11 protein-coding genes are annotated in these 10,757 nt (G+C 50.7%); 9 read left to right on the top strand and 2 right to left on the bottom strand.

Annotation, left to right across the window (positions count from 1 at the left end):
* Positions 1 to 7 precede the first annotated feature (7 nt).
* Together glmL and glmS are read right to left on the bottom strand one after the other, a co-directional pair.
* The gene (gene glmL / locus OGV80_RS18370) at positions 8 to 1,396 is read right to left on the bottom strand and encodes a methylaspartate mutase accessory protein GlmL (protein ID WP_043015642.1); all 1,389 of its coding nucleotides are present in this window, start codon (positions 1,394 to 1,396) and stop codon (positions 8 to 10) included.
* On the bottom strand, positions 1,396 to 1,845 hold the full coding sequence (gene glmS / locus OGV80_RS18365) for a methylaspartate mutase subunit S (protein ID WP_003022963.1): 450 nt from the start codon (positions 1,843 to 1,845) through the stop codon (positions 1,396 to 1,398). The genes glmL and glmS overlap by 1 nt, the downstream gene beginning before the upstream one ends.
* Before the next feature lie 1,218 nt (positions 1,846 to 3,063).
* Here glmS and cydA point away from each other — a divergent pair.
* The 9 genes from cydA to tolB all read left to right on the top strand — a co-directional run bounded on the left by cydA (position 3,064) and on the right by tolB (position 10,751).
* Positions 3,064 to 4,632: a cytochrome ubiquinol oxidase subunit I gene (cydA, locus tag OGV80_RS18360; RefSeq protein ID WP_003022965.1), complete on the top strand. Its 1,569-nt coding sequence runs from the start codon at positions 3,064 to 3,066 to the stop codon at positions 4,630 to 4,632.
* 15 nt (positions 4,633 to 4,647) lie between these two features.
* On the top strand, positions 4,648 to 5,787 hold the full coding sequence (gene cydB / locus OGV80_RS18355) for a cytochrome d ubiquinol oxidase subunit II (RefSeq protein WP_043015643.1): 1,140 nt from the start codon (positions 4,648 to 4,650) through the stop codon (positions 5,785 to 5,787).
* 14 nt (positions 5,788 to 5,801) lie between these two features.
* Complete coding sequence (cydX, locus tag OGV80_RS18350) at positions 5,802 to 5,915, top strand: cytochrome bd-I oxidase subunit CydX (RefSeq protein ID WP_003022970.1); 114 nt, start codon at positions 5,802 to 5,804, stop codon at positions 5,913 to 5,915.
* Positions 5,915 to 6,208 carry a cyd operon protein YbgE gene (gene ybgE, locus OGV80_RS18345; RefSeq protein ID WP_043015644.1) on the top strand — a complete coding sequence of 98 codons (294 nt, stop codon included), beginning with the start codon at positions 5,915 to 5,917 and terminating at the stop codon, positions 6,206 to 6,208. Before cydX ends, ybgE begins: the two co-directional genes overlap by 1 nt.
* 275 nt (positions 6,209 to 6,483) lie before the next feature.
* Positions 6,484 to 6,888 carry a tol-pal system-associated acyl-CoA thioesterase gene (gene ybgC / locus OGV80_RS18340; RefSeq protein WP_003831439.1) on the top strand — a complete coding sequence of 135 codons (405 nt, stop codon included), beginning with the start codon at positions 6,484 to 6,486 and terminating at the stop codon, positions 6,886 to 6,888.
* Complete coding sequence (gene tolQ / locus OGV80_RS18335; RefSeq protein WP_003022976.1) at positions 6,885 to 7,577, top strand: Tol-Pal system protein TolQ; 693 nt, start codon at positions 6,885 to 6,887, stop codon at positions 7,575 to 7,577. Before ybgC ends, tolQ begins: the two co-directional genes overlap by 4 nt.
* A gap of 3 nt (positions 7,578 to 7,580) precedes the next feature.
* Positions 7,581 to 8,009: a colicin uptake protein TolR gene (tolR, locus tag OGV80_RS18330; RefSeq protein WP_003022978.1), complete on the top strand. Its 429-nt coding sequence runs from the start codon at positions 7,581 to 7,583 to the stop codon at positions 8,007 to 8,009.
* A gap of 64 nt (positions 8,010 to 8,073) precedes the next feature.
* Positions 8,074 to 9,330, top strand: a complete 1,257-nt coding sequence (gene tolA, locus OGV80_RS18325; RefSeq protein WP_087052999.1) for a cell envelope integrity protein TolA — start codon at positions 8,074 to 8,076, stop codon at positions 9,328 to 9,330.
* A gap of 128 nt (positions 9,331 to 9,458) precedes the next feature.
* Positions 9,459 to 10,751, top strand: coding sequence for a Tol-Pal system beta propeller repeat protein TolB (tolB, locus tag OGV80_RS18320; protein WP_003022981.1), 1,293 nt, complete (start codon positions 9,459 to 9,461; stop codon positions 10,749 to 10,751).
* Positions 10,752 to 10,757 lie beyond the last annotated feature (6 nt).

Raw genomic sequence — 10,757 nt, 5'->3', positions numbered from 1 at the left:
TTAAGTTTTATAGGGTTAAACACTGAATGCTGGTGCGAGCAGCGGCTTGCGGGTACAGCCTGGCGACGTTTGCCAGTAGCGGGAGCAGGCCATTTGAATCGCGGTAATACTCAAACTGATTCGGTAACAGAATTCTTTTACCCTGGTCGTCCAGCTCCCGGTATTTGAGCCAGTTATGGATATCGAACTGGCTGGCGCGAGAGAGCCATCCCCCTGAACCGACGACTTTGCGTACGGTGGTGAGATCGCGACCCATCTGTAAATCCACGTTACCCACGCAGGTGCAAACCTGCTTTTTAGTGCCCGCGTGGCGCTCAGCGGCATAGCCCACGCACAAACCTGCCAGCAGGGTGTCGAAATATTTCTCCTCCTCGCTGAGTGGCAGGTAATCCGGTTGCCCAACCAGGTGACGCAGGTAGCGGTAAAACGCTTCCTCGCGCTGCGGTTGTTGGGCGAAGATGACTTTCACCATTTCCTGCGTGCTTTCTCCCACCACGACGGCGGAAACGCGCATTCCCAGGTCGCCTTCAACGGTACGTTTAACGAACGGTTCAGGAACACCATGCAGGACGGTATCGGGGGAGAGGGTATTCGCGCTGGCCGAATAGACATCCGTGGTGGCTCCGCCCATATCAATCAGCATGAATTCCTTCCATGCGCTGTCGTAATCGCTAATGGCTTTAACTAACTCATATACCGTCCATGGCGTCGGCATTGGCTCTTCGCCTGTTTCGCCGACAATGACGTCCAGACCTTTGCCTTTGACAATGCGTGACAAGAACACATCGCAAATCGCCTGGCGCGCGGCAAACGGATTCGGGTGATCGAGGTCTGGCAGAATGTTGTCTACCGTGGTCAGATCCTTATGTCCGAGAATCGTTTGTATTTCGTCCTGAATGTCCCGGTTTCCGGCGTAGATAATGGCGCAATCAAGCTTTGAGCCTGCCAGCGCGTGCGCATTCGCCAGGCCATAGCTTTCTTCGCCACCGTCTGTACCGCCGGTAAACAGCAGAATGTCTGGGGGGGAAGATTCCAGCTCCTGAATGTCATGACGGTTGAGCTTGTACGAATAATATTGCGCGATTTTCGCTCCTGCCGAATGGGCGGTAACTTTGGCCGATTCCAGCGTAATGGAAGGCACCAGCCCCATTGCTGCAACGGCGAGTCCACCTTTGGCCGAAGAAGAGTATTTCAACTGCACTTCACCACTTTTCAGTAACGGGCGAGCATCGGCAACGTTCAGCACCTGATTCAGGCTGGCAAAAAAACCGTCTGCCAGATGATGTGTGGTGGTTGGGGTCAGGACATGGTTTACCAGGGTTAATTCTTCGCCTTCATGGGCGAAGAGGGCAGCCTTGGTCCATGTCGAGCCGATATCGACAGAAACTGTTTGCATCAGATAGCCTCTTCCAGGCAACGCTGCTCAAGGCCATTGTGTTGGTGAATATCATTAGTGATAAGCGCGCAGACATCTTCCAGGTCATGGCTTGGTGCGAAGACGCGGTTAAATCCCATCTCTTTAAACTTCACTTCCACATCGGCGAAGTCATGCTTACCGACGACCAGGTTGCCGCCGACGTACAGCAGAATGTCGCCGAGGCCACGTTCTATGCAGCGCTCACGTAACCCGAGGCAGTCAATGTCGCCGTGACCGTAGATAGAGGACACCACGATGGCATCGGCGCCTGTTTCAATCGCGGCATCAATATATTCATCCTGGCTCACCATCACCCCGAGGTTGATTACGTGAAAATCATGAGCTGTAAAAACGCGATCCAGAACTTTATTACCTACTGCATGGCAGTCAGCACCGATGACGCCAATAACAAGTGTAGATTTCTTCATGGGTAATCCTCTGTAGGGCTGATGGTCAATAAGTGAAAATTGTTTTCTAATATTTAGAACATGGATTGTGGCAACCTCTTAATAGGGTTGAAGTTTCTGTGGAAGCGGAAAAGGAAGCAATTGATCTATTTTCAAAATATCCTGCGCAAAATGATTGTTATATTATTTTTTTATAAAATCACTTTACTATCAGTGTCTTATGATTTGTTTTTGCGATGATTTTTAATTTGTTAGGAAATTGGGTAATAAATAACTTGCCATGTTTGTGATCGAAATCTTATTTTGTTGCGCGCCTCGTTTATGCACCATTTTTAATAATTTAAAAAATCACATTTACTAAATAACTTGTGAACGGGATAACGGTTTTTTATTTTTTAATCTTATATGTCATAATTATCTTTTGTTAAATTTAGGATAAAAATGATAATGAATTGTTTGTGGCATATTTAAACATTGCCATATAAGAGAAGAAGATAGGTGAATGATAACTTTAAGTGATGATTTAAGCGGAACGGCTGCGCTCTGCGGGAGAACGCCAAACGCAATGCGTCTGTCAATGAGCTACGCTTTCGCTTCAATTTGAGATAGTTACATCTTGGTGTTAATTATAAGTGAAATTTAAATGAACAATTTGTATGAAATAACAAATCCATGACTTGCTAAACAAAAAACTGTGAGCTACCCAGCAATAGTGACTCTTTATCTGCGGACAATTTTGTCAGCCAGGCGAGTTAAAAGATCGTGTAGATTTAAATAAATAACCTATCATTTGTAGTAACGGCAATTACTCATTGAAAAACATGTTGTTAACATGATGTTCACTAGTCATCTTACTGCTAAACACTATTAACATTAAATTTGAAAATTGATTTAAATCAATGTTTAAAACTTGGTAAACGGCATCAAAAGAGGTTAAATTGCTGCAGATCAAATTGGTCTGAAGGTGGTAAATTAGCTATAAATTGATCACTATCGAAAAATGCAAATTTACCTCGATAAAAACCTGTTTATTGTAAGGATTTTACGGCGTAATATAATTGCGGGATCAATTTGAGTGTTTTATTAACATGTTTGTAACCTTTCATCATTGTCCTTTCTTCAAATGAGAGGAAAGGGCAGCGGTGGGGGGAAGCAGATAAATTTGTATTGGGGCATGCGTGTGACCCTTTCTAACGGGGTTCACTCTCGGAGTCTTCATGCGATGAGCAAGGAGTCATGATGTTAGATATAGTCGAACTGTCGCGCTTACAGTTTGCCTTGACCGCGATGTACCACTTCCTGTTTGTGCCACTGACGCTCGGTATGGCGTTCTTGCTGGCCATCATGGAAACGGTCTACGTCCTTTCCGGCAAACAGATTTATAAAGATATGACCAAGTTCTGGGGCAAGTTGTTTGGTATCAACTTCGCTCTGGGTGTGGCAACCGGTCTGACCATGGAGTTCCAGTTCGGGACTAACTGGTCCTACTACTCCCACTATGTAGGGGATATTTTCGGTGCGCCGCTGGCGATCGAAGGTTTGATGGCCTTCTTCCTCGAATCCACCTTTGTAGGTCTGTTCTTCTTCGGCTGGGACCGTTTGGGTAAAGTCCAGCATATGTGCGTCACCTGGCTGGTAGCTCTGGGTTCTAACCTGTCCGCGCTGTGGATTCTGGTTGCGAACGGCTGGATGCAAAACCCAATCGCCGCGGATTTCAATTTCGAAACCATGCGTATGGAGATGCTGAGCTTCTCTGAACTGGTGCTCAACCCGGTTGCACAGGTGAAATTTGTTCACACTGTGGCATCTGGTTATGTCTGTGGCGCGATGTTCGTTCTGGGGATCAGCTCCTACTATATGCTGCGCGGTCGTGACTTCGCGTTCGCTAAACGTTCTTTTGCCATCGCCGCCAGCTTTGGTATGGCTGCAATTCTGTCTGTTATCGTTCTGGGTGATGAATCCGGTTACGAAATGGGCGACGTGCAGAAAACCAAACTCGCTGCGATTGAAGCAGAATGGGAAACTCAGCCTGCACCGGCTTCCTTTACGCTGTTCGGTATTCCGGACCAGGATGCGCAGGAAAACCATTTTGCGATTCAAATTCCTTATGCGCTGGGCATCATTGCCACCCGCTCTGTTGATACACCGGTCATTGGTCTGAAAGATCTGATGGTGCAGCACGAAGAGCGCATCCGTAACGGGATGAAAGCGTATCAACTGCTGGAAGAGCTGCGTGCTGGTACGACCGATCAGGCCGTTCGCGATCAGTTCAACAGCATGAAGAAAGACCTGGGTTATGGTCTGCTGCTGAAACGCTATACGGATAACGTCACCGACGCGACCGAAGCGCAAATTCAGCAGGCAACGAAAGATTCTATTCCTCGCGTTGCGCCGCTGTACTTCGCATTCCGTATCATGGTGGCATGCGGCATTCTGATGCTGGCAATCATCGCTGTGTCCTTCTGGACCGTACTTCGTAACCGTATCGGTGAGAAAAAATGGCTGCTGCGCACTGCGCTGTATGCGATTCCTCTGCCGTGGATTGCGATCGAATCCGGTTGGTTTGTCGCAGAGTACGGTCGTCAACCGTGGGCGATTGGTGAAGTGTTACCAACAGCCGTAGCGAACTCTTCGCTGACCGCTGGCGACCTCATCTTCTCGATGCTGTTGATTTGCGGCCTGTATACCCTGTTCCTGGTGGCTGAACTGTATCTGATGTTCAAGTTCGCACGCCTTGGGCCGAGTAGCCTGAAAACCGGTCGTTATCACTACGAGCAGTCCACTGTGACTTCTCAGCCGGCACGCTAAGACAGGAGTCGTCAAATGATCGATTATGAAGTATTGCGTTTTATCTGGTGGCTGCTGGTTGGCATTCTGCTGATTGGTTTCGCGGTCACTGATGGCTTCGACATGGGGGTGGGCATGCTCACCCGTTTCCTCGGCCGTAATGATACCGAGCGTCGAATTATGATTAACTCCATCGCCCCACACTGGGACGGTAACCAGGTTTGGCTCATCACCGCAGGCGGCGCACTGTTCGCAGCCTGGCCGATGGTGTATGCCGCCGCGTTCTCCGGCTTCTATGTGGCGATGATTCTGGTACTGGCATCGTTGTTCTTCCGTCCGGTCGGTTTTGATTACCGCTCCAAGATTGAAGACATGCGCTGGCGCAACATGTGGGACTGGGGCATCTTCATTGGTAGCTTCGTTCCACCGCTGGTTATTGGCGTGGCATTCGGCAACCTGCTGCAAGGGGTTCCGTTCCACGTAGACGACTACATGCGTCTGTACTACACCGGTAACTTCTTCCAGTTGCTGAATCCGTTTGGTCTGCTGGCGGGTGTCGTGAGTGTTGGGATGATCATCACCCAGGGCGCGACCTATCTGCAGATGCGTACGGTAGGTGAGCTGCATCTGCGTGCACGTGCAACTTCGCAGGTTGCGGCACTGGTGACTCTGGTCTGCTTCGCGCTGGCCGGTGTATGGGTGATTTACGGTATTGACGGTTATGTTGTGACCTCCGCACTGGATCACCATGCCGCCTCAAACCCGCTGACCAAAGAAGTGGCTCGCGAGGCTGGCGCATGGATGGTGAACTTTAATAACGCACCTATCCTGTGGCTGGTTCCTGCACTGGGCGTCGTTCTGCCGCTGTTGACTATCCTGACTTCTCGTATGGAGAAAGGGGCATGGGCGTTCGTCTTCTCCTCACTGACGTTAGCCTGCATCATCCTGACTGCCGGTATCGCAATGTTCCCGTTTGTGATGCCATCCAGCACCATGATGAACGCAAGCCTGACTATGTGGGATGCCACCTCCAGCCAGCTTACATTGAACCTGATGACCTGGGTCGCGGCGGTGTTTGTACCCATCATTCTGTTGTACACCGGCTGGTGCTACTGGAAGATGTTCGGTCGCATCACTAAAGAAGATATTGAAAGCAACACCCACTCTCTGTACTAAGTAAGGAGCTTAAAATGTGGTATTTCGCATGGATTTTGGGAACGCTTCTTGCCTGTGCATTTGGGATAATCACAGCGCTGGCGCTTGAGCACGTTGAATCAGGCAAAGCCGGACAAGAAGATAGCTGATGACCAACATTATCGCGATGGTATACAACGCGATGGACAAGCGCCCCCTGCGGGCGCTTTCCTTTGTGCTGGCAATCGTGTTGGCTGGCTGCATATTCTGGGATCCGTCACGTTTTGCGGCCAAAACCAGTGAGCTTGAAATCTGGCATGGTTTCCTGCTGATGTGGGCGGTCTGCGCAGGCATTATTCACGGCGTTGGCTTCCGTCCTCGCGCGGTGCACTGGCAGGGCATCTTCTGCCCGCTGATCGCGGATATCGTCCTCATTGTTGGACTGTTTTTCTTCTTCTTTTGAATAAGAAACATCCTTAAATATTTATGGGCTTGCATAAGCCCATAATTTTTTACTCTCCGTTTACTTTCCCCCATTCCAAAGCACCATTCCCGCGCGTATAGTAGCGAAGTTTGAAAGCACTAACCTTTTGTTGCATTACCGGGATGTACAGTGAAGACAGCGCGATATACAACGACATTCTTGATGCATCGCGGCGGCAAGAACGCGAGTCACCAGGCGCTTACCAGGGTAAGCAACTGGTGTGAGTGGGCGAAGCCAACAAAGAGGCAGTAGGAATGAATAAGTATATGTTTCGATGGCCGGTTCGTGTCTACTATGAAGATACCGATGCCGGTGGGGTGGTTTACCACGCCAGCTACGTCGCTTTTTATGAAAGAGCTCGTACAGAGATGCTGCGTCATCATCACTTCAGTCAGCAGGTCCTGTTGGCCGAACGTGTAGCCTTTGTGGTGCGCAAGATGACCCTCGAGTATTTTGCGCCTGCCCGGCTCGACGATATGCTCGAAGTTCAAACCGAAATTACGTCAATGCGTGGCACCTCATTGGTTTTCACGCAACGCATTGTCAACGCAGAGAACACCGTGCTGAATGAAGCCGAAGTTCTGATCGTTTGCGTTGATCCACTCAAAATGAAGCCTCGTGCGCTTCCCAAGTCTATTGTCGCGGAGTTTAAGCAGTGACTGACATGAATATCCTTGATTTGTTCCTGAAGGCAAGCCTTCTGGTTAAACTTATCATGTTGATTTTGATTGGTTTCTCAATCGCATCCTGGGCCATTATTATCCAGCGGACCCGTATTCTTAATGCTGCTTCACGTGAAGCCGAAGCATTTGAAGACAAGTTCTGGTCTGGCATTGAATTGTCGCGTCTGTATCAGGAAAGCCAGGGGCGTCGTGATAATCTGGCGGGCTCAGAGCAAATTTTCTATAGCGGATTCAAAGAGTTTGCGCGTCTGCATCGGGCGAATAGCCATGCGCCGGAAGCGGTCGTTGAAGGAGCATCCCGTGCGATGCGTATCTCGATGAACCGTGAACTGGAAACGCTGGAAACGCATATTCCATTCCTCGGCACCGTCGGCTCCATCAGCCCGTATATCGGTCTGTTCGGTACCGTTTGGGGGATCATGCACGCATTTATCGCGCTGGGCGCGGTAAAACAGGCCACGCTGCAAATGGTCGCGCCGGGTATCGCGGAAGCGTTGATCGCCACGGCTATCGGTCTGTTTGCGGCAATCCCGGCGGTTATGGCTTACAACCGACTGAATCAGCGCGTGAACAAGCTGGAACTGAATTACGACAACTTTATGGAAGAGTTCACCGCGATTCTGCACCGCCAGGCGTTTACCGTTAGCGAGAGCAACAAGGGGTAAGCCATGGCCAGAACGCGTGGACGAGGTCGTCGCGAACTCAAGTCCGAAATCAATATTGTACCGCTGCTCGACGTACTGCTGGTGCTGTTGCTGATCTTTATGGCAACCGCGCCGATCATTACGCAGAGTGTGGAAGTCGACCTGCCGGATGCGACCGAATCGCAAGCCGTCAGCAGTAACGACGAACCGCCGGTCATTATTGAGGTTTCCGGTATTGGGCAATACAGCGTGGTCGTTGAGAAAGACAGGATGGATCAACTGCCGCCGGAGCAGGTTATCGCGGAAGCGAAAAGCCGCCTGCAAACCAATCCGAAAACGGTCTTTTTAATCGGTGGTGCGAAAGACGTGCCTTATGATGAAATAATTAAAGCGCTGAACTTGTTACACAGTGCAGGCGTAAAATCGGTTGGCTTGATGACGCAGCCAATCTGATGACCGCGTTTTGCTGGCTTGAAAGATAGCGCGTAACAGGCGAACAGTTTTTTGGGAACCGAGAGTGTCAAAGGCAACCGAACAAAACGACAAGCTCAAAAGGGCGATAATTATTTCAGCGGTGCTGCATGTCATTTTATTTGCAGTACTGATCTGGAGTTCGTTCGATGAGCACATTGATGCTTCAGCTGGCGGCGGTGGCGGTTCGTCCATCGACGCCGTTATGGTCGATCCTGGCGCCGTTGTGCAACAGTACGACAGGCAGCAGCAGCAGCAGGCAAGTGCGAAACGTGCAGAAGAACAGCGTGAAAAACAGGCGCAGCAGCAAGCTGAGGAACTTCGCGAGAAGCAGGCGGCTGAGCAAGAGCGACTGAAGCAGCTGGAAAAAGAACGTTTAGCCGCGCAGGAAAAAGTGCGCGAACAGGCGGAACAGCAAAAGCAGGCCGAAGCCGCCGCCGCGAAAGCGCAAGAGCAACAGAAACAGGCTGAAGAAGCTGCGGCGAAGGCTGCTGCAGATGCGAAGGCCAAAGCTGATGCTCAGGCGAAACAAGCGGCAGATGCTGCGAAGAAAGCCGCTGCGGACGCACAGAAAAAAGCTGAGGCTGAAGCCGCTAAATCCGCCGCTGATGCGAAGAAAGCTGCAGAAGCACAAGCTGCTAAGGCAGCAGCAGACGCTGCGAAGAAAGCGCAGGCTGAGGCCGCTAAGCAAGCTGCAGCCGAGAAAGCTGCCGCTGAGAAAGCAGAAAAAGCCGCCGCCGCGAAAGCTGCCGCTGCTGAAAAAGCGGCGGCTGATAAGAAAGCCGCGGCTGAAAAAGCAGCTGCAGATAAAAAAGCTGCAGCCGAGAAAGCCGCTGCCGATAAGAAAGCTGCGGCTGATAAAGCGGCTGCTGCGAAAAAGGCTGCGGCCGAAAAAGCCGCAGCAGCCTCTGGCGTTGACGACTTGTTAGGTGACCTAAGCTCCGGTAAGAATGCACCGAAATCGGGTGGTGGAGCGAAAGGAAGCGGTCAACCGGCGAAAGATAGTGGTACAAGTGGTGCTAATGGCGGTGCATCTGGCGCTGATATCAGTGCTTACGCATCTCAAATTCGTAATGCGATCCAGAGTCGTCTGTATGGTGCCGATTTGTATGCAGGTAAATCTTGCGTATTACATATCAAGTTAGCACCCGATGGTCTGTTACTGGATGTGACCGAAGAGGGCGGAGATCCGGCATTGTGCCAGGCTGCGCTGACGGCTGCGAAAACAGCCAGAATTCCTAAACCGCCTAGCCAGGCTGTTTATGAAAAAGTAAAAGATGCCAAACTGGACTTTAAACTGTAATAACGCCCCCTGAGAATTCAGGGGAAACGGTCTAAGGTTGAGACAGAGTTCTGGTAGTTTTGTGTATTTGAGTTTGTTAACATTCTGCTAAATTATCGTGGGCTTTCCGTCCAGATAAGGGAGATATGATGAAGCAGGCATTACGAGTAGCATTTGGTTTTCTGATGCTGTGGGCAGCGGTGCTGCACGCAGAAGTACGTATCGAGATCACCCAGGGGGTGGACTCGGCACGCCCGATTGGTGTTGTCCCCTTCCAGTGGGCAGGGCCGGGTGCTGCACCTGAAGATATCGGTGGCATCGTAGGCGCTGACCTGCGTAACAGCGGTAAATTTAATCCGTTAGACCGCTCTCGTCTGCCTCAGCAGCCGGGTACCGCGCAGGAAGTTCAACCTGCCGCATGGTCTGCGCTGGGTATTGATGCCGTGGTCGTCGGTCAGGTTACACCGAATCCGGATGGTTCCTACAGCGTCGCTTATCAACTGGTAGATACCGGTGGCGCGCCGGGTACCGTACTGGCGCAGAATACTTATAAAGTGAACAAGCAGTGGCTGCGTTATGCGGGCCATACTGCCAGTGACGAAGTGTTTGAAAAACTGACCGGTATTAAAGGTGCATTCCGTACCCGTATCGCTTATGTTGTTCAGACTAACGGCGGTCAGTTCCCGTACGAATTACGTGTGTCTGACTACGATGGTTACAACCAGTTCGTGGTACACCGTTCTCCGCAGCCGCTGATGTCACCGGCGTGGTCTCCGGACGGTTCAAAACTGGCATACGTCACTTTCGAAAGCGGTCGTTCTGCACTGGTTATTCAGACGTTGTCTAATGGCGCGGTTCGTCAGGTAGCGTCGTTCCCACGTCACAACGGTGCACCTGCGTTTTCTCCGGATGGCAGCAAACTGGCGTTTGCCCTGTCTAAAACCGGTAGCCTGAACCTGTATGTTATGGACATTGGTTCCGGTCAGATCCGTCAGGTTACGGATGGTCGTAGTAACAACACGGAACCTACCTGGTTCCCGGACAGCCAAAACCTGGCCTTTACCTCTGACCAGGCCGGTCGTCCGCAGGTATATAAAGTTAACGTCAACGGCGGTGCTCCGCAGCGTATTACCTGGGAAGGTTCGCAAAACCAGGATGCAGATGTGAGCAGCGACGGTAAGTTTATGGTAATGGTAAGCTCTGCCAATGGTCAGCAGCACATTGCCAAACAAGATCTGGTAGCGGGTGGCGTACAAGTCCTGTCGTCAACGTTCCTGGATGAAACGCCAAGTCTGGCACCTAACGGCACTATGGTAATCTACAGCTCTTCTCAGGGGATGGGATCCGTGCTGAATTTGGTTTCTACAGATGGGCGTTTCAAAGCGCGTCTTCCGGCAACTGATGGTCAGGTTAAATTCCCTGCCTGGTCGCCGTATCTGTGATAATAA

The sequence above is a fragment of the Citrobacter sp. Ce119 genome, assembly GCF_030334525.1.
GTDB classification, from domain to species: Bacteria; Pseudomonadota; Gammaproteobacteria; order Enterobacterales; family Enterobacteriaceae; genus Citrobacter; species Citrobacter europaeus.
This window is presented reverse-complemented; position numbering and strand designations above follow the sequence as displayed.

Bases quoted from the DNA above. Each gene is read 5' to 3' on its own strand.
- cydX (WP_003022970.1), top strand. From the start codon at position 5,802: ATGTGGTATTTCGCATGGATTTTGGGAACGCTTCTTGCCTGTGCATTT.
- tolR (WP_003022978.1), top strand. From the start codon at position 7,581: ATGGCCAGAACGCGTGGACGAGGTCGTCGCGAACTCAAGTCCGAAATC.
- glmL (WP_043015642.1), bottom strand. From the start codon at position 1,396: ATGCAAACAGTTTCTGTCGATATCGGCTCGACATGGACCAAGGCTGCC.
- ybgE (WP_043015644.1), top strand. From the start codon at position 5,915: ATGACCAACATTATCGCGATGGTATACAACGCGATGGACAAGCGCCCC.
- tolB (WP_003022981.1), top strand. From the start codon at position 9,459: ATGAAGCAGGCATTACGAGTAGCATTTGGTTTTCTGATGCTGTGGGCA.
- cydB (WP_043015643.1), top strand. From the start codon at position 4,648: ATGATCGATTATGAAGTATTGCGTTTTATCTGGTGGCTGCTGGTTGGC.
- glmS (WP_003022963.1), bottom strand. From the start codon at position 1,845: ATGAAGAAATCTACACTTGTTATTGGCGTCATCGGTGCTGACTGCCAT.
- ybgC (WP_003831439.1), top strand. From the start codon at position 6,484: ATGAATAAGTATATGTTTCGATGGCCGGTTCGTGTCTACTATGAAGAT.
- cydA (WP_003022965.1), top strand. From the start codon at position 3,064: ATGTTAGATATAGTCGAACTGTCGCGCTTACAGTTTGCCTTGACCGCG.